This window comes from Massilia sp. BAP21 (assembly GCF_057801335.1).
The window spans coordinates 2050575-2076335 of record NZ_CM173596.1 but is presented as its reverse complement, the minus strand read 5'-3'; the positions used below and the strand labels follow the sequence as shown (position 1 = coordinate 2076335).

Annotated in this window: 23 protein-coding genes; 14 read left to right on the top strand and 9 right to left on the bottom strand. The window is 65.8% G+C overall.

All coding sequences use genetic code 11. The features are described from left to right. Window positions 1-121: 121 nt before the first annotated feature. Both ACWYRN_RS09160 and ACWYRN_RS09155 read left to right on the top strand, forming a co-directional pair. Complete coding sequence (locus tag ACWYRN_RS09160; RefSeq protein ID WP_488692096.1) at window positions 122-1543, top strand: S41 family peptidase; 1422 nt, start codon at window positions 122-124, stop codon at window positions 1541-1543. Between the two features lie 229 nt (window positions 1544-1772). Next, entirely contained in the window at window positions 1773-2894 is a 1122-nt protein-coding gene (locus ACWYRN_RS09155; RefSeq protein ID WP_488692095.1) for a beta-ketoacyl-ACP synthase III, read from the top strand. 164 nt (window positions 2895-3058) lie between these two features. Here the strand turns inward: ACWYRN_RS09155 and ACWYRN_RS09150 are convergent, their stop codons facing one another. The 8 genes from ACWYRN_RS09150 to ACWYRN_RS09115 form a co-directional block, all read right to left on the bottom strand. Further along, window positions 3059-5089, bottom strand: coding sequence for a 2,4-dienoyl-CoA reductase FMN-binding domain-containing protein (locus tag ACWYRN_RS09150; protein ID WP_488692796.1), 2031 nt, complete (start codon window positions 5087-5089; stop codon window positions 3059-3061). A gap of 174 nt (window positions 5090-5263) precedes the next feature. Then, a complete protein-coding gene (locus tag ACWYRN_RS09145; RefSeq protein WP_488692094.1) occupies window positions 5264-5719 on the bottom strand; it encodes a hypothetical protein in 456 nt (151 codons plus the stop codon). Window positions 5720-5732: 13 nt separating this feature from the next. Further along, window positions 5733-6194, bottom strand: a complete 462-nt coding sequence (locus ACWYRN_RS09140) for a DUF2721 domain-containing protein (protein WP_229436144.1) — start codon at window positions 6192-6194, stop codon at window positions 5733-5735. Between the two features lie 68 nt (window positions 6195-6262). Next, window positions 6263-7219 (bottom strand): prolyl aminopeptidase, encoded by a 957-nt coding sequence (gene pip, locus ACWYRN_RS09135; protein ID WP_488692093.1) that lies wholly within the window; start codon window positions 7217-7219, stop codon window positions 6263-6265. 51 nt (window positions 7220-7270) lie between these two features. Beyond that, entirely contained in the window at window positions 7271-8587 is a 1317-nt protein-coding gene (locus tag ACWYRN_RS09130) for an amino acid deaminase (RefSeq protein WP_488692092.1), read from the bottom strand. 9 nt (window positions 8588-8596) lie between these two features. Beyond that, a complete protein-coding gene (locus ACWYRN_RS09125) occupies window positions 8597-9004 on the bottom strand; it encodes a DUF2750 domain-containing protein (protein ID WP_488692091.1) in 408 nt (135 codons plus the stop codon). Between the two features lie 231 nt (window positions 9005-9235). Then, on the bottom strand, window positions 9236-9976 hold the full coding sequence (gene phbB / locus ACWYRN_RS09120) for an acetoacetyl-CoA reductase (protein WP_488692090.1): 741 nt from the start codon (window positions 9974-9976) through the stop codon (window positions 9236-9238). Between the two features lie 67 nt (window positions 9977-10043). After that, the gene (locus tag ACWYRN_RS09115; protein ID WP_488692089.1) at window positions 10044-11222 is read right to left on the bottom strand and encodes an acetyl-CoA C-acetyltransferase; all 1179 of its coding nucleotides are present in this window, start codon (window positions 11220-11222) and stop codon (window positions 10044-10046) included. A 395-nt stretch (window positions 11223-11617) separates the two neighbouring features. Between ACWYRN_RS09115 and minC the strand changes: the two genes are divergently transcribed. The 12 genes from minC (at window position 11618) to ACWYRN_RS09055 (ending at window position 24412) form a co-directional block, all read left to right on the top strand. Further along, complete coding sequence (minC, locus tag ACWYRN_RS09110; protein ID WP_488692088.1) at window positions 11618-12418, top strand: septum site-determining protein MinC; 801 nt, start codon at window positions 11618-11620, stop codon at window positions 12416-12418. Between the two features lie 34 nt (window positions 12419-12452). Further along, window positions 12453-13268: a septum site-determining protein MinD gene (gene minD / locus ACWYRN_RS09105; RefSeq protein WP_488692087.1), complete on the top strand. Its 816-nt coding sequence runs from the start codon at window positions 12453-12455 to the stop codon at window positions 13266-13268. 1 nt (window position 13269) lies between these two features. After that, the gene (gene minE, locus ACWYRN_RS09100) at window positions 13270-13521 is read left to right on the top strand and encodes a cell division topological specificity factor MinE (RefSeq protein WP_056340553.1); all 252 of its coding nucleotides are present in this window, start codon (window positions 13270-13272) and stop codon (window positions 13519-13521) included. Window positions 13522-14045: 524 nt separating this feature from the next. Then, window positions 14046-14735, top strand: a complete 690-nt coding sequence (locus ACWYRN_RS09095) for a response regulator transcription factor (protein ID WP_488692086.1) — start codon at window positions 14046-14048, stop codon at window positions 14733-14735. A 361-nt stretch (window positions 14736-15096) separates the two neighbouring features. Beyond that, window positions 15097-16380 carry a glutamyl-tRNA reductase gene (hemA, locus tag ACWYRN_RS09090; protein ID WP_488692085.1) on the top strand — a complete coding sequence of 428 codons (1284 nt, stop codon included), beginning with the start codon at window positions 15097-15099 and terminating at the stop codon, window positions 16378-16380. 83 nt (window positions 16381-16463) lie between these two features. Beyond that, complete coding sequence (prfA, locus tag ACWYRN_RS09085) at window positions 16464-17540, top strand: peptide chain release factor 1 (protein ID WP_488692084.1); 1077 nt, start codon at window positions 16464-16466, stop codon at window positions 17538-17540. Between the two features lie 120 nt (window positions 17541-17660). Continuing rightward, entirely contained in the window at window positions 17661-18131 is a 471-nt protein-coding gene (locus ACWYRN_RS09080; RefSeq protein ID WP_488692083.1) for a disulfide bond formation protein B, read from the top strand. Beyond that, window positions 18128-18946, top strand: coding sequence for a peptide chain release factor N(5)-glutamine methyltransferase (gene prmC, locus ACWYRN_RS09075; protein ID WP_488692082.1), 819 nt, complete (start codon window positions 18128-18130; stop codon window positions 18944-18946). The genes ACWYRN_RS09080 and prmC overlap by 4 nt, the downstream gene beginning before the upstream one ends. A gap of 121 nt (window positions 18947-19067) precedes the next feature. Continuing rightward, a complete protein-coding gene (locus ACWYRN_RS09070) occupies window positions 19068-21101 on the top strand; it encodes a DUF885 domain-containing protein (RefSeq protein ID WP_488692081.1) in 2034 nt (677 codons plus the stop codon). Window positions 21102-21275: 174 nt separating this feature from the next. Further along, window positions 21276-22874 (top strand): glutamate--cysteine ligase, encoded by a 1599-nt coding sequence (gene gshA, locus ACWYRN_RS09065; protein WP_488692080.1) that lies wholly within the window; start codon window positions 21276-21278, stop codon window positions 22872-22874. 20 nt (window positions 22875-22894) lie between these two features. Beyond that, window positions 22895-23932 carry a histone deacetylase family protein gene (locus ACWYRN_RS09060; RefSeq protein WP_488692079.1) on the top strand — a complete coding sequence of 346 codons (1038 nt, stop codon included), beginning with the start codon at window positions 22895-22897 and terminating at the stop codon, window positions 23930-23932. A gap of 27 nt (window positions 23933-23959) precedes the next feature. Beyond that, window positions 23960-24412, top strand: a complete 453-nt coding sequence (locus ACWYRN_RS09055) for a GNAT family N-acetyltransferase (protein ID WP_229436170.1) — start codon at window positions 23960-23962, stop codon at window positions 24410-24412. A 39-nt stretch (window positions 24413-24451) separates the two neighbouring features. Here ACWYRN_RS09055 and ACWYRN_RS09050 read toward each other — a convergent pair whose 3' ends face one another. Beyond that, window positions 24452-25750 (bottom strand): MFS family transporter, encoded by a 1299-nt coding sequence (locus ACWYRN_RS09050; protein WP_488692078.1) that lies wholly within the window; start codon window positions 25748-25750, stop codon window positions 24452-24454. Window positions 25751-25761 lie beyond the last annotated feature (11 nt).

The following is a 25761-nucleotide window of genomic DNA, read 5'->3' as shown; positions in this document are numbered from 1 at the left end:
AGCCATCACGGATCGCTTGCGCCCTGCGGAAGCGGGCGAATCGGGTTTATACTGGTCCCACGCTATCTCATGCGTGCCAGGCAGCCGCGCGTTGCCTTTATCACGCCGTCACTATTTACTTATGCGTTCCACTCTGAAAAACACCGGCTTGCTGGCTGTCGGCGTCGTTGCCGGCGTCGCGGTCACGATGCAGTTTTCCGCGCTTGCCTACAAGCCGGTCGAGCCGAGCATGCCGCTCGACGGCCTGCGCCAGTTGTCCAGGGTGGTCGACATCATCCAGTCCGACTACGTCGAGCCAGTGAAGGGCGACAAGCTGCTCACCGAGGCCATCAACGGCATGGTCGGCTCGCTCGACCCGCATTCCGGCTACCTCGACCCGGCCGCCTACCGCGAACTGCGCGAAGGCACCGAAGGCCGCTTCGTCGGCCTGGGCATCGAGATCGGCCAGAGCGACGAGGGCTACGTGGAAATCGTCGCGCCGATGGAAGACTCGCCGGCCGAACGCGCCGGCATCCAGGCCGGCGACCTGATCACCCGCATCGACGGCGCGGATGTGCGCGGCCTGGGCCTGGACGAAGCGGTCAAGCGCATGCGTGGCACGCCCGGCACCCGCGTCACCCTCACCATCGCCCGCGCCAGCGCGCCGCAGCCGCTGGTGCTGACCGTCGAGCGCCGCGAAATCGTGCAGAAGAGCGTCAAGGCGAAGATCGTCGAGCCGGGCTATGCCTGGCTGCGCATCGCGCAATTCCAGGAACCGACCGTCGACGACATGGCCGCCAAGCTGGCCGAGCTGGTGCGCAAGGAGCCGCACCTGAAGGGCCTGGTGCTCGACCTGCGCAACGACCCGGGCGGCCTGCTGCAGGGCGCGATCGGCGTGGCCGCCGCCTTCCTGCCCGAGGGCGTGGAGATCGTGTCGACGAACGGCCAGCTGGCCGAGATGCGCCAGCGCTTCTATGGCCGGCCCGAGTACTACATGCTGCGCAGCGGACGCGATCCGCTGGCCGGCGTGCCGAACCTCTTCAAGACGCTGCCGCTGGTGGTGCTGGTGAACACCGGCTCGGCCTCGGCCTCCGAGATCGTGGCCGGCGCGCTGCAGGACCACAAGCGCGCCAGTATCGTCGGCACCCGGACCTTCGGCAAGGGTTCGGTGCAGACCATCCGCCCGATCGGCACCGATGCCGCGGTGAAGCTGACCACGGCGCGCTACTACACCCCGGCCGGGCGCTCGATCCAGGCACGCGGCATCGTGCCCGATTTTGCCGTCGACGAAACCGCCGAGGACGACGGCCTGAACGCCCTGCGCATGCGCGAGGCCGACCTCGAACACCACCTGAGCGGCGACGCCGAGGAAGCCACGCGCGAAGACGACATCGAGGAGCAGATGGCCTTGCTGGCCAAGCTGCGCCAGCGCAAGCCGCTGGCCTACGGCAGCGCTACCGATTTCCAGCTGGCGCAGGCGGTGAAGCATTTGAAGGGCGAAAGCATGCAGTTGTCGACGCGGCAGGACGGGGCGAAGCTGGCGGGGGCGGCAAAGCAGGATTAACACCAACATACTTCCGTTGTTGACGGCATCCGTAGGGTGGGCACGGAGTGCCCACCCTACGGATGCCACATCGACAAGGAACGCGTTACCGATATGACAAAACCAGTCATCCATTCCGAATAATCTGCCTACAAAATAGTCACCCCGACAATTCCCAGGCTCCCCCCGATTGTGTAGAATCGCCGTCAGTCTTGGGGAAAGACCCCTTATCTCCTTTGAAAGTCCGAACATGAAATCTGTCGTCATCAGCGGCACCGGCCTGTTTACGCCTCCGTATTCCATCTCGAACGACGAGCTGGTGACGGCGTTCAATGCCTACGTCGAGCTGCACAACCAGGAAAACGCCGAAGCGATCGCCGCCGGCAGCGTCACCGCCCTCGAACCGTCGAGCAGCGCCTTTATCGAAAAAGCCTCCGGCATCAAGTCGCGCTATGTGATGGAAAAGGAAGGCATCCTCGATCCGAAGCACATGACCTCGCGCATCGCCGAGCGCGGCGACGACGAGATCTCGCTGCAGGCGGAGATGTGTGTCGCTGCCGCCAAGGATGCGCTGGCGCGCGCCGGCCGCGTGGCGGGCGACATCGACATGGTGCTGGTCGCCGCCTCGAATATGCAGCGCGCCTACCCGGCGATGGCGGTCGAAGTCCAGGAAGCCCTGGGCATCGAAGGCTATGGCTTCGACATGAACGTGGCCTGCTCCTCGGCTACCTTCGGCATCCAGACCGCGATGGCCGCCGTGCAGACCGGCCAGGCGCGCGCCGTGCTGGTGCTGAACCCGGAAATCACCAGCGGCCACCTGAATTTCCGCGACCGCGACAGCCACTTCATCTTCGGCGACGCCTGCACCGCGATGATCATCGAAGCGGCCGACACCGCCGTGGGCGAGCACCAGTTCGAGATCCTCGACTCGAAACTGAAGACCAAGTTCTCGAACAACATCCGCAACAACTTCGGCTTCATGAACCGCTTCGACGAATCCGGCGTGGGCGCGTCCGACAAGCTGTTCCGCCAGCAGGGCCGCAAGGTGTTCAAGGAAGTGTGCCCGATGGCCGCCGAGATGATCCGCGAGACCGTGGAAGCGGCCGGCCTGGAGATTCCGCAGGTGTCGCGCTACTGGCTGCACCAGGCGAACCTGAACATGAACCTGCTGATCACGCGCACCCTGCTCGGCCGCGACGCCGAGCCGGGCGAAGCGCCGGTGATCCTCGACAGCTACGCCAATACCTCGTCGGCCGGTTCCATCATTGCCTTCCACACCTACCAGGACGATTTGCCGCAGGGCGCGAACGGCGTGATCTGCTCATTCGGCGCCGGTTACTCGATCGGCTGTGTGGTCGTTCGCAAGAAGTAAATCCTCTGGGCCGGTGGCCTGGAACGACAAATGGACCGCTTGCGGTCCATTTTTTTGCCCAATGCTTTCCGGCTGACGGCGCATATAGGGGGGACGGCTTGTCATTCAGTCCCCCGGACTGAACGACTCCACGCGTCCAACCCAAGCCTGCAGAGACGCACCCGTTACAAGCGCGCCGCCAGCTCCGCCCCTTCGCGGATCGCCCGCTTCGCATCCAGCTCGGCCGCCAGCACGGCGCCGCCGATCTTGTGGAAGGCCGGGCCGCCAGCCGCACCCGGCGCCGTCAGCTCGTCCAGGCTCTCCTGCCCCGCGCAGATCACCACGTTGTCCACTTCCAGCAGCTTGTGTTCGCCGCCCACCGTGATGTGCAGGCCGGCGTCGTCGATGCGGTCGTACTGCACGCCGGCCAGCATGGTCGCGCCGCCGCGCTGCAGGGCCGCGCGGTGCACCCAGCCCGAGGTTTTGCCGAGTCCCGCACCGGGACGCGTGGTCTTGCGCTGCAGGAGCCAGAGCTGGCGGAAGGGATGGGCCGGCACCGGCTTCACCAGCCCGCCCGGCGTACCCACGGTCAAGTCGACTCCCCATTCGCCGGTCCAGGTGGCGACCGGCTGCGACAGCGGGTGGCCGGGATCGTGCAGCAGGAATTCCCCTGTATCGAAGCCGATGCCGCCGGCGCCGATGATGGCCACGCGCTTGCCCACGGGCGCCTTGTCGCGCAGGACCTCGAGGTAGGACAGCACCTTCGGGTGCTCGATGCCGGGAATCGCAGGTTTGCGCATACGCACGCCGGTGGCGACGATCACCTCATCAAAAGCTCCGGCCAGCAGTTCCTCGCGCGTGACGCGGCGGTTCAGCTGCACGTTCACCCCGGTCGTCTCCAGCTTGCGCGCGAAGTAGCGGATGGTCTCGGCGAATTCTTCCTTGCCGGGGACCTGCATGGCCACGTTGAACTGGCCGCCGATGTGGCTTGAAGCTTCGAACAGGGTGACCGCGTGCCCGCGCTCGGCCGCCACGGTAGCCGCCGACAGGCCCGCAGGCCCGGCGCCGACCACGGCGATGCGGCGCGGCCTGGCCGTCCTTGCGTACACCAGTTCGGTCTCGTGGCAGGCGCGCGGATTGACCAGGCAGCTGGCGCGCTTGTTGGCGAAGGTGTGGTCGAGACAGGCCTGGTTGCAGCCGATGCAGGTATTGATCTCGTCGACGCGGCCGCTCGCGGCTTTGGCGACGAAGGCGGCATCGGCCAGGAAGGGGCGCGCCATCGACACCATGTCGGCGTCGCCGCGCGCCAGCACCTCTTCGGCCTCGCGCGGCATGTTGATGCGGTTCGAGGCCACCACCGGAATGCCTACCTCTTTGCGCAGGCGCCCGGCCACGCCGGCAAAGGCCGCGCGCGGCACCGAGGTGACGATGGTCGGCACGCGCGCCTCGTGCCAGCCGTAACCCGTGTTCAGGATGGTGACGCCGGCCGCTTCCAGCGCACGCGCCACGGTCACCACTTCGTCCCAGGTATTGCCGCCTTCGACCAGGTCGAGCACCGAGTGGCGGTACATGATGATGAAATCCTGGCCGACGGCCTGGCGGATGCGGCGCACGACTTCCAGCGCCAGGCGCATGCGGTTTTCGATCGGGCCGCCCCATCGGTCCTCGCGTTTGTTCACGCGCGCGCACAGGAACTGGTTCAGCAGGTAGCCTTCGCTGCCCATCACCTCGACACCGTCGTAGCCGGCCTGTTTCGCCAGCTTCGCACAGCGCGCATAGGCGCGGATGGTCGACTCGATGCCGCGTTCGGTGAGGGCGCGCGGCTTGAAGGGCGAGATCGGCGATTTTTTATCGGAGGCCGAGACCACGAAGGGCTGGTAGCCGTAGCGGCCGGCGTGCAGGATCTGCAGCAGGATCTTGCCGCCCTCCTCGTGCACGGCGCGCGTGACGCGGCGGTGGTTCGGCACGTCGCCGAGGAAGTTCAGGGTGCCGCCCATGGGCAGCAGCCAGCCTTGCCGGTTCGGCGAAATGCCGCCGGTGACGATCAGCCCGACGCCGCCGGCCGCGCGCTCGCGGTAGAAGGCGGCGAGCTTGCCGTAGTTGTAGAAGCGGTCTTCGAGGCCGGTGTGCATCGAGCCCATGATCACGCGGTTCTTCAGGGTGGTGAAGCCGAGGTCGAGGGGCTGCAGCAGGTGGGGGTAGGCGGGAATGGTCATCACGGCATTAGACCGTGAAACTGTGGAGCAGTGGTTCTAAACGTCGGGTGGCGTTTCGATATGCAGGCGTTCTACAGCGTGGACACAGGTGCCTGCGCGGCCCGGTCCACCCTACAACAGCGAGTTTCGTAGGGTGGACACCTGTGTCCACGCGGTCGTACCTGTGCAAACCACTTACACCAAATGGCTCTCCGGCGCCCGCAACTCGGCAAACTGCTCGATGCTGCCGATGCGCACGACAACCGGATTCAGGCTCGCACCCGGCGACATCGAGCGCCAGGCGAACTGCCATTCCTTCTCGCGCGCCTGGCCCGGGCTCTTGGTGAACGCGGCGCCCAGCGGCGAGCGGGCGCCGTATTCGATGGCGCCGTCGATGCCGGCCCAATTGGGCAGCGCGCGCTGCACGGCGCGGTGCAGGCGTTCGCCGAATTCCTCGGTGTTGTGGATCACCAGGCAGCAGTCGGCCGGCGACAGGATCTCGAACAGGTTCTTGTTCCATTCGCGCGAGAACGACAGGGACAGGAAACCGCCGGACGGCAGCAGCGTGAATTTTCCGGCCGTGAGCGCCTGCTCGAGGTCGCTGCGCATGCCGTAGCTGTGCAAGGTGGGTGGGCGCTGGTAGTCTTGCATGTGGTACTCGATTCTATGGTTGGGCGCGGCGCACCGGCGGCACCAGGCTGGCGTCGTGGCGCATGCGCATGAAGCGCGAGGAGATGAAGATCTCGCGCAGGAAAAAGACGAAGCTGCTGATCAGGCCACCCATCGCCAGCACGAAGGAGGCGGCGATGTACTTGTCGAGCTTGATGTTGGTGGAGTCGCCCAGGAACAGCATCGCAATCACCAGGCACACCAGAAAGCCGCAGAAGGTGCTCGAGGTGATGGCGTAGTTGATCAGGTGCGAGCGCTGGTAGAGGACTTCGAGTTCTTCGGTGTACTCGTCGTTGGCGGCGATGTGCAGCCGGTCTTCCAGCACGCGCGTGCGGTCGATGATGCGGGCCAGGCGGTTGGTCAGCACCGTCAGCTTGGTCGCCACGCCGGTCAGCAGGAACACGGGCGCGATCGCCAGCTGGATCATGTGGCCGATGTCGCTAATCTGGATATTCATGAAAACACGTTTCTTGGCGTTGTGGGTGTGTCAGGCGTAGTGTAGCAGGCGCGTGGATGCGAAAATCGTCAATCGAAACGCCGGTTCCGCTTGAACTGCTCGGTGGCCCCGACCAGCGCCCGCGCGATCCCCGTTTCCAGCGCGCCGTGGCCGGCATCGGGAATCATGCGCATCTTCGCGCCCGGCCAGGCCTGGTACAGGCGGTGCGCCGACAGCGGCGGGCAGATCACGTCATACCTGCCCTGCACGATCACGGCCGGCAGATGGGCGATGCGGCCGATGTTGCGCACCAGCTGGTCTTCCGAAAGGAAAGCGCCGTTCGCCATATAGTGCGCTTCCAGGCGGCCCACGCCGAGGTCGAGCGTGTCCGACGGCTGCTCTTCTTCCTGCGGCAGCAGGAACACGCGCCGGCCCTCGAAGCGGCTCCAGGCGCGCGCCGCCGGCCAGAACACGGCCGGGTCGTCGCACAGCAGGCGCCGCGCATAGGCCTGCAGCAGCTCGCCGCGTTCGCCTTGCGGGATCGGTTCGATGAATTCCTCGTACAGCTCGGGGTAGAACCACTGCACGCCGTGCAGGAACCAGTCGACCTCGGCCTGGGTGCACAGGAAGATCCCGCGCAGGACAAAACCGAGGCAGCGCTGCGGATGCGCCTGGCCATAGGCCAGCGCCAGCGTCGAGCCCCAGGAACCGCCGAACACCAGCCACTGCGAGATGCCGAACATCACACGCAGGCGTTCGATGTCCTCGATCAGCAATTGGGTAGTGTTGTTGCGCCACTCGCCCAGCGGCGTGGACTTGCCGGCGCCGCGCTGGTCGAACAGGATCACGCGGTAGGCTTGGGGATCGAAAAAGCGGCGGTGTTGGGGCGACAGGCCGGCGCCGGGGCCGCCGTGCAGGAACAGCACCGGGATGCCGTTCGGGTTGCCTACCTCTTCCCAATAGATCGTATGTAGCGCGTCGACCGCGAGCATGCCGTGGCGCAGCGGTTGAATCGGGGGAAACAGCGACGACGGGGTGGCGGGCATGGCGGCTCTCTTGAAGGTCGAGCAAGAATTGTAGCCTACCGCCCCCCGCTTTCAGAAGAAGGTGTTGATGGCGCCACGCACGGCGTAACCGTCGTCCACTTCGAGCAGCAGTTTCCACTTATCGAAGGTCGTGCACGGGTGCGAAATGCCGCAGCCGACCAGGTCGCCCACGGCCAGTTCGCTGCACAGCGGGTGGCCCTCGGGCAAGCGCAGGTAGGCGTGCTGGTCGTTCATCTTGGCGATGGCCGCGCCTTCGGGAAGGGGGTGCGGCACACCCGGCCCCGGACGGTGCCAGGCCAATGGCACGGGCAGGCCGGCGTCGTAGGAAGCGTCGCGCTTGCCCATGGTGAGAATCGCCAGCGTTGGCTCGGGGCGCGACTGCACCATGGACCACACTTCCAGCGCCGGACGCAGGCCCTCCCCTTCGTCTTCGCGCACATTCAGCTCACGGATATGACGTTCGTACAGGCCGTGGTCGCTCGTCAGGTAGCAGCCGCTGCGCAGGATGGCTGTTACCGGTTTCGACAGGCTGCCCGCCCTGGCGAAGCCGCGCGCCACCAGGTCGAAGTAGGACGAGCCGCCGGCCGACAGCAGGATCTCCGTGCCCGTGAACAGGCCTTCGTCGTCGGCGCTTTGCGCCAGCGCCACCAGTTGCGCCAGGAATGCATCGACGGCGCGCAAGTCGGACTCGCGGTCGTCGGTCACCAGCAAGCCTTCGTAGCCCTCGAAGCCGGCCAGCAGCAGGCCAGGGGCGCCGGCGATGGCGCGCGCCACGGTCAGCGCTTCCTCCGGCGTGCGGCAGCCGGCGCGTTTTCCCGCCAGGCCCAGCTCGACCAAAACCGGCAGCGGACGCTGCAAGGGATGGGCTGCGACCGCCTGCGCCAGCCGCGCCACGCCGGCCAGCGAATCGGCCAGCACCACGCAGGCGAAATCCGGGTCGCCGCGCAGCAGGGCCAGGATGGACCTGATGTCGGCGGGTGCGATCAATTGATTAGCCAATAAGACGCGCCGCACGCCGAAGCGGTGCGCCACCTGCACCTGGCTGGCGCTGGCCAGGGTGATGCCCCAGGCGCCGTTGGCGAGCTGGGCGCCGAACAGCTGCGGGCTCATCGTGGTCTTGCCGTGCGGCGCCAGCAATACACCGTGGCGCTCGCAAAACGCGCGCATCCACTCCAGGTTGTGTTTCAGTGCAGCCGTTTTCAGCACGGCAACCGGGAAACTGGTGTCGGCATGCAGCACATTCCAGCCCTGCACGCCGATCGCGCCCTGGCGCAGCGGCTCGACTATCGGCAAACCTTTGTTACCCGGACTCAACAATTGTTCATCCAGGCTGGCCAGGGCCAGGCCGTCGTATGGCAGCGTGTGCATGGTGTCGTGTTATTCGGTAGGGGTGGACGCTGCGTGTTCGCCGTGCTGGCGCATCCGCCATTCGAGGTCGGCACGCAGCGTGGCGTGGGACGGCGTCAGCCCGTATTCATCCGGTGTATAGGTAATGCCCGGCAGCACGCCATCGTCTTCCAGCTGCGGCAGCAATTCCCCAAGCAGCTCGCTCAATGCGAAGGCATGCGGTTCGTAGCCCGTCCATTCGAGTACGGCGCACTGCTGGGCCAGCTCGGCCGTCGGCCACATCGGGAAGACCAGTGCGCCATCGTCGGTCTTGCCGATCGCCCAGCCGTCCTGGTACAGGCCCCAGACCTCGCCGGTGGCGGCCACGCGGCGCACGAAATGCTCGTAGCGCAGCTGCTTGGGAAGAACGATGACGGAAGCGGTGTCGCTGGGTTCCATGAGCGGCGGTGTTGAAGTGGGGTTCAGTGCAGGATACAAGCAATGCGGCGGATTGGCCGCGCTCTTGACGAAGCCCGGCAAGGCCCAGGATCCTGAATCGTTCTCAATCTGGGTATGATCGCTCCCAATCTGGGTACGATCGTTCCCAAAATGGGTATGCGGTCCGTAAAACAAAAAAGCACCGCCCGGCCGAAGCCGCAGCGGTGCTTGCGCAACGGAGCAAACTCCCAATCAAGACATGTGCTGCCCGCCATTGATCGCGATATTCGCGCCGGTGACGAATGCTGCTTCGTCCGACGACAGGTACGCCACCAAGCCGGCCACTTCTTCCGGTTTGCCCAGGCGGCCCATCGGAATCTGCGGCACGATCTTGGTTTCCAGCACGTCGCTCGGGATGTCCATCACCATCTTGGTGCCGATGTAGCCCGGCGAGATGGTGTTCACGGTCACGCCCTTGCGCGCCACTTCCAGCGCCAGCGCCTTGGTGAAGCCGTGCATGCCGGCTTTCGCGGCCGAGTAGTTGGTCTGGCCGAAGGCGCCCTTCTGGCCGTTCACCGACGAGATGTTGATGATGCGGCCCCAGCCACGCTCGACCATGCCGTCGCAGACCGGCTTGGTCATGTTGAACACGGAATCCAGGTTGGTCTTCATGACCATGTCCCAGTTCACCTTGTCCATCTTCTTGAAGGTCATGTCGCGCGTGATGCCGGCGTTGTTGACCAGCACGTCGACCGGGCCGACTTCCTGCTCGATCTGCTTCACGCAGGCCGCCGCCGACTCGTAGTCGGCCACGTCGCAGGCATAGGCCTTGAAGTTGTAGCCCTGCTCGCGCATGCCTGCCAGCCAGCTTTCCGCCTTGGTGCTGCCCGGCGAGTGCGTGGTGACCACCGTGTATCCCAGTGCGGCCAGCTTGATGCAGATTGCTTCGCCCAGGCCGCCCATGCCGCCGGTTACTAATGCCACTCTAGCCATTGTCTTCTCCTAGTTTTTGTCCGTCGCTTTTAGACTACCTGTTGCTGCTCTTTGCGATCAGTTGTAATCAGTCACGCTCGACCGCCAGCGCCACGCCCATCCCCCCACCAATGCACAGGCTGGCCAGTCCACGCTTGGCGTCGCGGCGCGCCATTTCGTGGAGCAGGGTCACCAGCACGCGCGCGCCCGAGGCACCAATCGGGTGACCCAGGGCGATGGCGCCGCCGTTGACGTTGATCTTCGACGTGTCCCAGCCCATTTCCTTGTTGACGGCAATCGCCTGCGCGGCGAAGGCCTCGTTGATTTCCATCAGGTCCACGTCTTCGTGGGTCCAGCCGGCCTTTTGCAGGCACAGGCGCGAGGCCGATACCGGACCCATGCCCATGATGCTCGGGTCCAGGCCGGCCGACGAATAGGCCTTGATGCGCGCCAGCGGCTGCAAGCCGAGCTCGCGCGCCTTCGAGGCGCTCATCATGATGACCGCGGCGGCGCCGTCGTTGATGCCCGACGCGTTGCCGGCCGTGACTGTACCTTCTTTGTTGAAAGCGGGGCGCAAGCTCGACAGTGCCTCCAGGGTGCTGCCGTGCTTCGGGTATTCGTCGGTATCGAACACGACGGCGCCCTTCTTCGACGGGATTTCCACCGGGATGATCTCGTCCTTGAAGCGGCCTTCCTTCACGGCGGCCTCGGCCTTCAGTTGCGACTGCAGCGCGAATTCGTCCTGCTCGGCGCGCGAAATGTCGTACTTGCGCGCGACGTTCTCGGCGGTGACGCCCATGTGGTACTGGTTATAGACGTCCCACAGGCCGTCGACGATCATGGTATCGACCAGCTTGGTGTCGCCCATGCGGAAGCCGTCGCGCGAGTTCGGCAGCACGTGCGGCGAGGCGCTCATGTTTTCCTGGCCGCCGGCAATGACGATCTGGGCGTCGCCGCAGCGGATGGCCTGGGTGGCGAGATGGGTGGCCTTCAGGCCGCTGCCGCAGACCTTGTTGATGGTGTAGGCAGGCACCATGTCGGGCAGCCCGCCTTTCAGTGCGGCCTGGCGCGCCGGGTTCTGGCCGACGCCGGCGGTCAGCACTTGCCCCAGGATGACTTCGCTGACGCTGGCCGGGTCGATGCCGGTTTTCGCCAGCAGCTGGCGGATCACGTGGGCGCCGAGCTCGGCGGCGGGAATCTTGGCGAGCGAGCCGCCGAATTTGCCGACCGGTGTACGGCCTGCTGCTACGATGACGACGTCTTCCATGCTTGTCTCCGGTATCTGGCTGGGCCAGGGTTGATGGGCGGCGATGCGGCCAAAGGCGGGCCAATAAGCGAGCCAAAGCGGGCGCAGCCAATGGCGAACACAACTGCAAAAGGCGGGCCGCGCCTTGGCGTTGCCGCGGGTTGGACGCGGCGCAAGCTCCGCATGTTAATTTTCGAGGCTGCGTTTTCGTTTGATCTGAATCAATCTTATCAGCTTATCCACGGAAAACAACCTGTATTGCCGGAGGGGCGATGCCCGGTATTTTTCCCGTTAGGCTGGGCAAAATCCGGAACATGCCGGTATCCCTAATTGCCTATAGGAATGATGGTGAAATGCTGTCCTTTGCAGCAAATTTCACAGTAGAATGCACGGGCTATAGCCAACCAGAATTGTTTATGTCGAAAAGCCCGTCCAGCCTCCCCATCGAAATCAAGATCTCGACGGTTGTCGCTATCTCGGCGATCCTGCATTCGTCCGATCCGATCGCGATCGACGCGGCCCTGAAGCAGATGACCGGCGGCGTGTCGGACTTTTTCGAGGACGAATTCGCCGTCATCGACGTCGGCGCGATCGCCGGCGAGACCGCTTACCTCGACTGGCGCGCGCTGGTCGACCTGCTCAAGAAGTACCGCCTGAACGCGGTGGCCGTGCGCGGCGCCACGCCCGAGATGGCCGAGGCCGTCAAGGCGCTGGGCCTGGCGCTCGATGACGGCGCCGGTGCCGACCGTGCCCGCGAAGACGTGGCGGCTGCCACGGCAGCCACGGCCGTGAGCTTTGCGCCGGTCCCGGCGCCGGTTCCGGCCCCTGCGCCAACGCCTGCTCCGGCACCAGCTCCGGCCGCGCCGATCCCGGCCCTGATCGTCGACACCCCGGTGCGCGCCGGCCAGCGCGTGTATGCGCGCGGCTGCGACCTGATCATCACCGCGGTGGTGAACAATGGCGCCGAGATCATTGCCGACGGCAGCATCCACGTGTACGCACCGATGCACGGGCGCGCCCTGGCCGGTGCCTCGGGCAATGCCAACTCGCGCATCTTCGGCCTGTCGTTGCAGCCCGAGCTGGTGTCGATCGCCGGCGTGTACCGTACCTTCGACGAAGGTTTCCCTGCCGAGCTGGCACGCCAGCCGGCCCAAATCCGCCTGGTTGGCGACCGGATCGATATATCATCGCTGACCCCGGCGCCGGCCCGCGTGTAAGCAGCACTGACCAGTTACTGTAAAGGACATTTTTGTGGCAAGAATTATTGTTGTGACGTCCGGCAAGGGCGGTGTAGGCAAGACCACCTCGAGCGCCAGCTTTTCGACCGGCCTGGCCCTGCGCGGCCACAAGACCGCGGTGCTGGACTTCGACGTCGGCCTGCGTAACCTCGACCTGATCATGGGCTGCGAACGCCGCGTGGTATACGACCTGGTCAATGTGATCAATGGCGAAGCGACGCTGAACCAGGCCCTGATCAAGGACAAGCACTGCGACAACCTGTTCATCCTGCCGGCCTCGCAGACGCGCGACAAGGACGCGCTGTCGGAAGACGGCGTCGAGCGCGTGCTGAACGAGCTGGTCAAGATGGACTTCGAGTTCATCATCTGCGATTCTCCGGCCGGCATCGAGCACGGCGCCCTGATGGCGCTGACCTTCGCCGACGAGGCGCTGATCGTGACCAATCCCGAAGTGTCCTCGGTGCGCGATTCCGACCGCATCCTCGGTATCCTGCAGGCCAAGTCGCGCCGCGCCCAGACCGGCGGCGAGCCGGTCAAGGAACACCTGCTCATCACCCGTTATTCGCCGAAACGCGTCGAGAACGACGAAATGCTGTCCTACCAGGACGTGCAGGAAATCCTGCGCATTCCGTTGATCGGCATTATTCCGGAATCGGAATCGGTGCTGCACGCCTCGAACCAGGGCAACCCGGCGATCCACTTCAAGGGCACCGACGTGGCCGAAGCCTACGAGGACGTGGTGGCGCGCTTCCTGGGCGAAGAGCGTCCGCTGCGCTTCACGACCTACGAAAAGCCGGGCCTGCTGCAACGCATCTTTGGGACCAAGTGACATGGCATTGCTCTCATTCCTGTTCCCCGAAAAGAAGAAGAGCGCGAACGCGGCCAAGGAACGGCTGCAAATCATCATCGCCCGCGAGCGCACCAACCGCACCGGCCCGGACTTTCTGCCGGCCCTGCACCGCGAGCTGATCGAAGTCATCTCGAAGTACACCAAGGTGAATGCCGACGACATCAAGATTTCGCTCGACCGCCAGGGCAACCTGGAAGTGCTCGACGTGAACGTGGTGCTGCCGGACGCCTGATCCCACCTGTAGCCCGTCCGCCAGCCGGACGGGCTCTCCCTCCCCGGCGCCAGCCACCATTCCGACCGCCTGCCGCTTTATCTTCAGGCTGCACAGCATGTTCTCCGTTCGTTACCAATAGTTGCAATTCGTGTACATACAATCTGGCGTGTTCCGGTTTTTTCGGAATATGCACATTTCACAGATTTCACTTTTTCGGACTTTGCCGGTACGGAGGAGCGCAGGGATTGCTCCATGAATTGTTGAGCGATTTACAAAGGAATTGTGAATTCACGGCCTTTTTCGTCGATTATGTTGTGTTTCTGCCGCATTTTGTGGTTGTTAAGCGGCTTCTGGAAAACTGTCGAAATTGAGCGTTTATAGAGTGAAGCACGAGTGAAACGTTGACAGCTTTCCTGCTCAGCAATACCTTTCGGCAAAAAATTGGAAGTTAACGCATAGCATTATTTTGTCAAAGTCTGCTATAGTCGGTTTAACGATGTAGGATTGCTCCTACATGTTATTTTTGACAACAGTGTGCCGCCATGAAAATAGCTGTCCTTGACAATGACCGTAGCCAAGCCGACCTGATTTGCCAGGTACTCAGCTCTGCCGGACACAGCTGCCAGTCCTTCGATGGCGGCAGGGAAATGCTGAGCCAGATGCGCAAGGACAGCACCGATTTGCTGATCATGGACTGGCCGGCCGGCGATGGCGAAGCGGCGGACATCCTGCGCCGCGCCAAGGAAAAGATGGTGCCCGATGCGCCGGCGATGTTCCTGGTGGGCAGCGGCGCCGAGGACGACATCGTGGCCGGCATGGATGCCGGCGCCGACGACTACGTGGTGAAACCGCTGCGCCGCGGCGAACTGGTGGCACGCGTTTCCGCCCTGCTGCGCCGCGCCTACCCGGCCCAGACCGGCACCGAACAATTGCAGTTCGGCCCATACGTATTCGAAACCCGACCGGGCCGCCTGCTGAAGAACGGCAGCGTCATCGACGTGACCCAGAAAGAGTTTTACCTGGCCCTGCTGTTCTTCCGGAACATCGGCCGCCCGCTGTCGCGTGCCTATATCCATGAATCGGTGTGGGTGCGCGAAACCGCCGTGCCTTCGCGCACCATGGATACCCACGTGTCGCGCGTACGCAATAAACTGGCGCTGCGTCCGGAGAATGGATTCAGGCTGGTACCGGTGTACAGCTACGGCTATCGCCTCGAAAAGCTCGGCGCGTAACGCGGCCTCGACCGTACGGTGGGCACGCCGTGCCCACGCGGAAGCTGGCGTCACGTTGGCGCTGTTGGTCGACGCGACGGCGAAAACCCGGAAACGTGTCCAAATGATCATGCGCACACGCTGGCTGGTGGCGCCGGGCACGATGAAAACGTTGCCACAACGTTGCGCGTCGTTCCGCGTGGGCACGGAGTGCCCACCATACGGGAAACGCTGCCAATGATCGTCAACCACGATACCGTGAAGCGTTTGCAATGATCATCGGCCACCTGATTGAACCATTGCCAACAATCTTGGGGTCCCATGAAACCCTGCGCCCATAAGGGTATAATCTCCCCATCCCCTCCCATCGCCCTGTCTTGAAATGCAACTGCTCGCCGTTGGCCTGAATCACACGACTGCACCGGTCGCGCTGCGCGAAGAGCTCGCGCTCGGCCCGGAGCAGCTCGGGCGTGCCGTGCAGTCCGCGCGCGAATGGTTCGGCCGCTTTGGCCAGCTCGAGCGCCGCGGCAGCGACGAAGCCGCGATCCTCTCCACCTGCAACCGCACCGAGCTGTATGCGGCCAGCGGCGTGCCCGATCCGCTCGACGCCTCGGCCCAGTTCCTGGCCCATTACCACGCGCTCAACTACGCCGAGCTGCGCCCCCACCTCTACATGCTGCCGCAGGACGAAGCCGTGCGCCACGCCTTCCGCGTCGCCTCCGGCCTCGATTCGATGGTGCTGGGCGAGCCGCAGATCCTGGGCCAGATGAAGGACGCGGTGCGCACCGCCGAGGAAGCCGGTGGCCTGGGCACCTACCTGCACCAGCTGTTCCAGCGCAGCTTCGCGGTGGCGAAGGAAGTACGCACGACCACCGAGATCGGCGCCCACAGCGTGTCGATGGCCGCCGCCTGCGTGCGTTTGTCGCAGCGCATTTTTGATCGCATCGCCGACCAGCACGTGCTGTTCATCGGCGCCGGCGAAATGATCGAACTCTGTGCGGCCCACTTCGCGGCCCAGAATCCGAAGTCGATCACCATCGCCAACCGCACCATGGAGCGCGGCGAATCGCTGGCCACGCGCCTGAACGGCCGCGCGATCCGCCTGGCCGACTTGCCAGAACAGCTGCCGCGCTTCGACATCGTGGTGTCGTGTACCGCGTCGACCCTGCCGCTGCTGGGCCTGGGCCTGGTCGAACGCGCGATCAAGGCGCGCCGCCACCGTCCGGTGTTCATGGCCGACCTGGCCGTCCCGCGCGACATCGAGCCCGAAGTCGCGCGTCTCGACGACGTGTTCCTGTACACCGTTGACGACCTGGCGCAAGTGGTGCAGACCGGGATGGAAAGCCGCCAGGCCGCCGTGGCCCAGGCCGAAGCCATCATCGAGAACCGCGTCGCCTCCTTCATGCACTGGGTCGGCGACCGCGCCATGGTGCCCGTGATCCAGGACCTGCACGAGTCCAGCGAGGCGCTGCGCCTGGCCGAACTCGAACGCGCGCGCAAGCTGCTGGCGCGCGGCGAAGACGTCGACGCCGTGCTCGAAGCGCTGTCGAAAGGCCTGACCGCCAAGTTCCTGCATGGCCCGCAACAGGCGCTGCACCGCGCCCAGGGCGACGAACGCGCGCGCCTGGCCAGCCTCTTGCCCCAGCTGTTCCGCGGCCGCCGTTAGCGGCCCTCCCGTATTGCGCGCCCGGCATGCGGGCGCTTCCCCGCGCCCTCGTGCGCTCCCGTACACGTATCCAACAAGAGCCCATGAAACCATCGATGCTGGCCAAGCTCGACCAACTGGCGAACCGCCTGGTCGAACTCGACGAACTCCTGATGTCCGAAGGCGCCACCGCCAACATGGACAGCTACCGCAAGATGACGCGCGAGCGCGCCGAGCTGGCGCCGCTGGTCGACGTCTACAAGCAGTATGGCGACGCCAACGGCGACATCGCCGCGGCCCAGGAGATGCTGGCCGATCCCGACATGAAGGACTTCGCGCAAGAGGAGATCGAGGCGGCCAAGGCGCGCCTGGCGGAACTCGACCTCGAGCTGCAGAAAATGCTGCTGCCGAAGGACGAGAACGACGAGCGCAACATCTTCCTCGAGATCCGCGCCGGCACCGGCGGCGACGAGTCGGCGCTGTTCGCCGGCGACCTGCTGCGCATGTACACCCGTTTTGCCGAGCGCAACCGCTGGCAGGTGGAGATGGTGTCGGAATCGGCGTCCGATCTCGGCGGCTACCGCGAAGTGATCGTGCGCGTGGTCGGCAACGGCGCCTACTCGAAGCTGAAGTTCGAGTCGGGCGGCCACCGCGTGCAGCGCGTGCCGGCCACCGAAACGCAAGGCCGCATCCACACCTCGGCCTGCACCGTGGCCGTGATGCCGGAAGCCGACGAAGTCGAGGACGTGGACATCAACCCGGCCGATTTGCGCATCGACACCTACCGGGCTTCGGGCGCGGGTGGGCAGCACATCAACAAGACCGACTCCGCGGTGCGCATCACGCACCTGCCAACGGGGATCGTGGTCGAGTGCCAGGACGACCGCAGCCAGCACAAGAACAAGGCGCAGGCGATGAAGGTGCTGGCCGCGCGCATCAAGGACGTGCAGCTGCGCGAGCAGCAGTCGAAAGAGGCGGCCACCCGCAAGAGCCTGATCGGTTCGGGCGACCGCAGCGAGCGCATCCGCACCTACAACTTCCCGCAGGGCCGCCTGACCGACCACCGCATCAACCTGACGCTGTATAAACTCGACTTCATCATGGATGGCGACCTGGCGGAACTGACGAATGCGCTGGCGGCCGAGCACCAGGCCGAACTGCTGGCGGCGCTGGGCGACTGAGCGAACACCAAGGCGGGGAATTAAGTCCGCACTAAGTTGCCAATGTGAAAATACAGCCCTGCGGTCCTGGCCTTCGTGCGAGAATCGCCCCTGTTTCCTGACCATCGAGAGCCGAACCGCATGCCCGCTTCCCGTACCGTCCTCCTGATCGTCGCCGCGGTCAGCTTCGCGCTGATCGGCGCCGCCCTGTATTTGCAGCACGCCCACGACATGCTGCCCTGCCCGCTGTGCGTGATCCAGCGCTACCTGTTCCTGGCGGTCGGCATCGCGAGCCTGGTTGGCGCATTCGCCGGCAAGATCAAGGCGGGCGCCGGCGTGGCCCTGCTGGCGGCGCTCGGCGGCCTGGGCGTGGTCGGCAAGCACCTGTACGTGTTGGCCAATCCCGGCTTCTCCTGCGGCATCGACCCGATGGAAACCATGCTGAACAAGATCCCGACCGCGACCCTGCTGCCCTGGCTGTTCCAGGCCGACGGCCTGTGCGAGAACGCCACCGACGGTTTGTTCGGCCTGTCGATCCCGCAGTGGTCGGCGGTGTGGTTCGTGCTGCTGACCGTCACCCTGGTCTGGGTATTGGTGCGGCGCGCACGATGATTGCCGCCGGCGCCAGCATCGGGTCCCTGCAGGCGGGCCTGCCCCTCGATCCGCTGGAAAACCGCATCCTGCTGTGCCACGCGCTGGGCATCACGCGCGTGGGCCTGATCACGCAGTCCGAGCGCCAGCTCACCGGGGAAGAAGCGGCGCGTTTGTCGGCCCTGGTCGGGCGCCGCATCGGCGGCGAGCCGATCGCCTACATCGTCGGCCAGCGCGAATTCTTCGGGCTGCCCTTCCGCGTTACGCCGGCGGTGCTGATTCCGCGTCCGGACACCGAACTGATCGTCGAACTGGCGCTCGAACGCCTGCCGGCGCAGGCACGCATGCTCGACATGGGCACCGGCAGCGGCGCGATCGCGGTGGCGGTGGCGCATACGCGGCCCGATGCGCAGGTGACGGCGCTCGACGTCAGCGAAGAGGCGCTGACGGTGGCGCGCGCGAATGCCGAGGCGAATGGCGCGCGGGTGCGCTTCCTGCGCAGCGACTGGTTCGCGGCGCTGGAAGGTGAAACCTTCGAGCTGGTGGTGTCGAACCCGCCCTACATCGCTTCCGGCGACGAGCACCTGGCGCAGGGCGATTTGCGCTTCGAGCCGGCCGATGCGCTGACCGACCATGCGGATGGCTTGTCGGATTTGCGGACGATTATCGCGGGCGCGGCCGCGCACCTGACGCCGGGCGGCTGGCTGCTGCTGGAGCATGGCTATGACCAGGCGGAGGCGGTGCGCGCCTTGTTGACCGACGCCGGGTACCTGGAAGCGCAGAGCTGGCGCGACCTGGCGGGCATCGAGCGCGTCAGTGGCGGGCGGCGCAGGTAAGCGTCGGTCGCACGGTGGGTTCGAGAACCCACCACAAGAACCGCAGCAAACCGCAAAGCACCGCTGCGCCCCGCGCTAACGAGCGTTGCTACAATGCTCACACCCCCACCACGCCTCCCCCATGCGCCGCCTATTCGCCCTCCTCGTCCTGTTCACCGCGCTCTTCCACAGCGTGGCGCGCGGTGCGCCGGAAGACGCCAGGGCGCTGTTCGAGCGCGACTGGGAATGGCAGCTGGAGCACAACCCCGAATACGCCACCACGCTCGGCGACGCCCGCTTCAATGCGCGCCTGTCCGACACCACCTTGGCCGCCAGCAAGGCCGCCCTCGACCACGCCCGCAGCGCCCTGGGCGAAGCGCGCGCCATCGACCGTAACGGCCTGGGCCCGCAGGACCGCCTCTCGCTCGACCTCTTCATTGCCGACAAGGAGCGCCAGCTCGCCCTGTTCGCCTTCCACCCCTTCGACCCGCAGCCGATCAGCGCCTGGGACGGCCTGCACGTGCGCCTGCCGCGTCTGGTCGCCCAGATGCCTTTCGCCACCGAGGAAGACTACCGCAACTACATCGCCCGCCTGGAGGCATTGCCGGCCCACGTCGACGGCCTTGTCGAGCAGCTGCGCGAAGGCATGCGCACCGGCTGGACCGCGCCGAAAGCCAGCGTGCGCGCCCTGCCCGACATGCTGCGCATCATGCGCGATGGCTTGATGGACGGCGCCCTGGCTGCGCCGTTCAAACGCATCCCCGCCACCATCGATCCCGCAGTCCGGGAACAGCTGCTCGCCGCCGGCAATGCCGCCCTGAAGAACAGCGCCGCCCCCGCCCTGCGCAAGCTGGAAGACTTCGTCCGCAACGATTACCTGCCGGCCGCGCGCGAATCGCTGGGCGCCGCCAGCCTGCCGGGCGGTCCCGGCTACTATGCCTTCCTGGTGCGCCAGGCGGGCGGCACCGAGCTCACGCCGGCCGAGGTCCACGCGCTGGGCCTGAAGGAAGTCGCGCGCATCCGCGTCGCCATGCTCGATGCCGTCAAGCGCACCGGGTTCCAGGGCACGCTGCCGCAGTTCCTGGCCTTTGCGCGCAGCGACAAGCGCCTGTTCCCGGCCAGTGCCGACAGCCTGCTGGCGCGCTACCGCCGCACCATCGCCCGCGCCGAGGCGCGCCTGCCCGCGCTGTTCGGCGCCATTCCGCAAGAGAGCATCGGCGTCAAGCCGCTGGGCCAGGCAGGCGCCGCCGGCCAGGTGGCGGCCTACTACGAGGCCGGCACGCCAAGCCGCAGCGCCGCGCTGGTGGTGAACACGGCGCGCCTGGACCGCCAGCCGCTGTGGGAAGTCGAGACGCTGGCCCTGCACGAAGCTCTGCCCGGCCACCACCTGCAGGTGGCGCGCGCCCAGGCGCTGGGCGGCTTGCCGGCGTTTCGCCGCCACCGCTGGGATGAGGCCTTCGGCGAAGGCTGGGCCACCTATGCCGAAAGCCTGGGACCGGAACTCGGCTTCTTCAAGGACGCCTTTTCCTGGTTCGGCTACCTGAACGACGACATGTTCCGCGCCGCGCGCCTGGTGGTCGACACCGGCCTCCACGCCCAGGGTTGGACGCGCCAGCAGGCCATCGACTACCTGAACGCGAACACCGCGAACGCCGCCGCCGACAACGCCGTCGAGGTCGACCGCTACATCGCCCAGCCGGCCCAGGCCCTGGCCTACAAGATCGGCCAGCTGCGCATCAAGGCGCTGCGCGAGAAGGCGCAAGCGGCGCTCGGGCCGCGCTTCGACCTGCGCCGCTTCCACGATGCGCTGCTCGGCCAGGGGTCGCTACCGCTGCCGCTGCTGGAACGCGAGATGGGGCAATGGCTGGCGGCCCAGCTGGCGCCGCCCGCCCCGCCAGCCGGACCGGGACCGATCCTGCTGCCGCTGCCGTCCACGCCGGCGCCGGCTGCCGCATTGCCCGGACCCGGCCCCTTCCCGCTGACCCCGCCGGCCAGGGCCGCCGAAAGACCGGCCGAAAAGCCGGCCGAAAAGCCGACTGAAAATCCTGCGGACAAGCCGGCCGACAAACCTGCCGGAAATCCGGCATCCGCGCCGGCGTCCCCTGCCGCTCCCACCCCTGCCTTGCCTCCCGCGCCTGTGGACAAGACTGTGGGCAAGACTGTGAGCAAGGGGTAGACAAGGCTGTGAACAGCCTGTAGACAGGCTGTCGATATGCTGTAGATACGCTGTATACAAGCTGTGCACAAGTCGTCGCCTGGCGGTTCGGAAATGCAGCGTCCGCCGACGCGCAGTCCGATTTTCGGTTACTCTCTGCACCAATTGATTAGGCAGTATTAGAAAGGAAACACTGTGTCGAACCAACTGACCCGCCGCCTGGCCTTGCTCGACGACGACGCGCACCGTGGCTTGCTCGGCCAGGGCCTGCGCGGCATCGAACGCGAAACCCTGCGCATCGATCGCCAGGGCCAGCTTGCGCGCACGCCCCATCCGGTCCAGCTCGGCTCGGCCCTGACCCATTCGCAGATCACGACCGACTACGCCGAGGCCCTGCTCGAGTTCATTACCCCGGCCGAGCACGACATCGGCCTGGCCCTGCACCGCCTCGACGCCATCCACCGCTTCGCCTACTCGAAACTGGGCGACGAGATGCTGTGGAGCGAGTCGATGCCGGGCGAACTGCCTTCCGAAGAGGACATCGAGATTGCCTGGTACGGCAAGTCGAACATCGGCATGCTCAAGCACGTGTACCGCCGCGGCCTGGCCCTGCGCTACGGCAAGGCCATGCAATGCATCGCCGGCATCCACTACAACTACTCGCTGCCCGAGGGATTGTGGGAACTGCTGCGCACCAGCGAGGGCGTCCAGGAAGAGCGCCGCAATGCCCTGCGCGACTTCCAGTCCGAAAGCTACATCGCCACCATCCGCAACTTCCGCCGCTACAGCTGGCTGCTGATGTACCTGTTCGGCGCCTCGCCGACGCTGACCAAGAGCTTCCTGCGCGGGCGCGAGCACGGCCTCGAGGAACTGTCGCCGGACACCCTCTACCTGCCACATGCCACCAGCCTGCGCATGAGCGACCTGGGTTACCAGAACGATGCCCAGTCCGGCCTGCGCCCGCACGAGAACAGCCTGGAAAGCTACGTCACCAGCCTGATGGACGCGGTGAACCGCCCGTATGCGCCTTACGAGGCGATCGGCACCAAGAAGGATGGCGAGTGGGTGCAGCTGTCGACCAACGTGTTGCAGATCGAGAACGAGTACTACTCGACCATCCGTCCGAAGCGCGTGATCCGCACCGGCGAGCGTCCGGTGCAGGCGCTGTGCAACCGCGGCGTGCAGTACATCGAAGTGCGCTGTCTCGACGTCGACCCGTTCGAACCGGTGGGCGTGAGCCTGGAGACCGGCCGCTTCCTCGACGCCTTTTTGCTGTTCTGCGCCCTCGACGAAAGCCCCCTGATCAGCGCCGCCGAAGGCCAGGTCCACGCGCGCAACTTCGCACGCACCGTGAAGGAAGGCCGCAAGCCGGGCCTGACGCTCACCCGCGACGGCGAGGAAGTACCGCTGCTGGAATGGGCCGACGAGCTGGTCGAGCGCATCCGCCCGCTGGCGCGCCTGCTGGACGCCGAGCACAACGAGCCGGGCGTGCACGAAGCCTCGCTCGAGCAGCAAAAGGCCAAGATCGCCGACCCGGGCAAGACGCCGTCGGCGCGCGTGCTGGAAGAAGTGCGCGCCCTCGGTTCTGCCGCCGCTTTCGGGCTGCGCCAGAGCCAGCTGCACGCGGCCTACTTCCGCGAAAGCCCGCTGATGCCGGCCGAGGAAGCCGTTTTCCTCGAACAGGCCGCCGCGTCGCTGGCCGAACAGGCCATCATCGAGCAGAGCGACACCGGCAGCTTCGACGACTTCGTGGCGGCGTACAACAGCAGTACACTGTGCGGTAACCATAGCTGATCGTCGATACCGGGGATGCCTTGCTCACCTTTTACAACGAACACCATGCGCAGCACCGCGGCCACGACGGCGACCGCGGCGACATGGCGCTTCGTCGTGACACGCTCGAACGGGCCGGCCTGGTGCTGGCGGAACTGCAGCGGCGCGGGCTAGGCGAGATCGTCACGCCGCACCGGGTGCCGCTGGTGTCGCTGGAGCGGGTGCACAGCCCGCGCTACCTGCACTTCCTGCGCAGCGCCTGGAGCGAGTGGACCGCCCTCGACCCGGGCAATGCCGGCAAGGACGCCCTGCCCTCCAGCTGGCCGATCCGCACCATGCGCAGCGACATCGAGCCGGACAGCTTTGCCGGCCGCCTCGGCCTGTATTCGATGGACAGCGCCACGCCCCTGATGGGCGGCACCTGGAACGCGGTGAAGACCGGCGCCGACTGCGCCATCAACGCCGCGCACGCGCTGCGCCTGGGCGAACGCGGCAGCTTTGCCCTGACCCGCCCGCCGGGCCACCACGCCGGCTTCGATTTCTTCGGCGGTGGCTGCTACCTGAACAACGCGGCCCTGGCCGCCCAGCACCTGCTCGACGATGGCCTCAAAAGGGTCGCGATCCTCGACCTCGACTACCACCACGGCAACGGCACCCAAGGCATCTTCTACAACCGCGGCGAGGTGCTGTGCGTGTCGATCCATGCCGACCCGCGCGCCGCCTATCCCTATTTCGTGGGCCATGCCGACGAAAGCGGCGACGGCGGCGGCCATGGCCACAACATCAACCTGCCGCTGGCGACAGGCAGCGATGCCCAGGAATGGATGGCGGCGCTGGAAACGGCCTGCATCAGGCTCGGCATGTTCGCGCCGGAAGCGCTGGTCGTCGCGCTGGGCGTGAATACCGCCGCGGCCGAACCGGGCGGCGGCTTCGGCCTGCAGGGCGCCGACTTCCTGCGCATCGGCGAGCGCATCGCCTGGCTCGGCCTGCCAACCGTCTTCGTGCTCGAAGGCGGCCAGGCCGGCGACGTCGGCATCAACACGGTCAACGTGCTCGAAGGTTTCGAGACGGCCGCCTGAATCTTTTACTCTTGAATCGGAAGACACATGATCGAATGGCAGTGGTGCAGCTTCGCCGACCTGACTAACGCGCAGCTGTACGAAGTGCTGGCCCAGCGCCAGCAGGTATTCGTGTTGGAACAGACTTGCCTGTATCCGGACATCGACGGCTACGACCTCGACGCCCACCACCTGCTCGGCTGGCGCGACATCGGCGGCCGGCGCGTGCTGGTGGCCTACCTGCGCTGCCTGGCCCCGGGCGCGAAATATGACGAGATGTCGCTCGGGCGCATCCTGACCACGAACGACGTGCGCGGCTCGGGCGTCGGCCGCGAGCTGGTGGCGCACGGCATCCAGTATGCGGAAACCCTGCATCCGGGCCACCGCATCCGCATCGGGGCCCAGCAGCGCCTGGAAAAGTTTTACCAGGACTTCGGCTTCGAGACCATCTCCGACGCTTACGACGAAGACGGGATCATGCACATCGACATGCTGCGCTGACGCGCAGCATGTCCCCCGGGCCTGCTCGTTTCAGCAGGCTTACTTCAGCAAACCGGACTTTTGTGGGTCCGGCATGCGCAGGGCGACGATGAAGGCGACCGCGCACATCGCGCTCACGTACCAGTAGAAGTTCGACTCCATCCCGGCCTGCTTGAACCACAGCGCCACGTATTCGGCCGAGCCGCCAAAGATCGCGTTCGCCACCGCATACGACAGGCCGACGCCGAGCGCCCGCACTTCCACCGGGAACATCTCGGCCTTGATCAGGCCGCCGATCGAGGTGTACAGGCTGACGATGGTCAGCGCGCAGACGATCAGCACGCCGGCCATCAGCGGGCTGTCGACGCTGCGCAGCGCCGTCATGATCGGCACCGTGGCAATTGCCGCCAGGGCGCCGAACCAGATCATCGAGGTCTTGCGGCCAATGCGGTCGGACAGCGCGCCGAACACCGGCTGCAGGCACATGTAGATGACGAGCACGCCGGTCATGACGGCGCTGGCGGTCTTGGCGTCCATGCCGGCCGTGTTGACCAGGTATTTCTGCATGTAGGTCGTAAACGTGTAGAAGATCAGCGAGCCGCCGGCGGTGAAGCCGAGCACGGTGACAAAGGCCTTGCGGTGGTCGCGCAGCAGCGTGGCGACGCTGCCGGCTTCCTTGCGCTTGCGCTCGGAGGCATTCGTGGTCTCGGTCAGCGAACGGCGCAGGTAAAGCGAGACCAGGGCCGCGCAGGCGCCCAGCACGAAGGGAATGCGCCAGCCCCAGGCGCGCAGTTCGGCGTCGCTGAGCAGCTGCTGCAGGATCACCAGCACCAGCAGCGCCAGCAGCTGGCCGCCGATCAGGGTCACGTACTGGAAGGAAGCGAAGAAGCCGCGCTTGCCCGGCTCGGCCACCTCGCTCATGTAGGTGGCGCTGGTGCCGTATTCGCCGCCCACCGACAGGCCCTGGAACAGGCGCGCCAGCAGCAGCAGGACCGGCGCCGCGGTGCCGATCTGGGCATAGGTCGGCAGCACCGCGATCATCAGCGAGCCGCCGCACATCATCAGCACCGAGATCATCATCGCGTTCTTGCGGCCATAGCGGTCGGCGATGCGGCCGAACATCCAGCCGCCCACCGGACGCATCAGGAAGCCGGCGGCAAAGATGCCGGCCGTGTTCAAGAGCTGGGTGGTCGGGTTACCGGACGGGAAAAAGGCGGCCGAAAAATACAGCGCGCAAAACGAGTAGATGTAGAAGTCGAACCATTCGACCAGGTTGCCGGACGAGGCGCCGACAATGGCGTAGATGCGTTGACGCGGGGTGAGCTCTTCGATTTCGTGAGGGGTCATGTGTTGCGACATGCGGCTGTGCT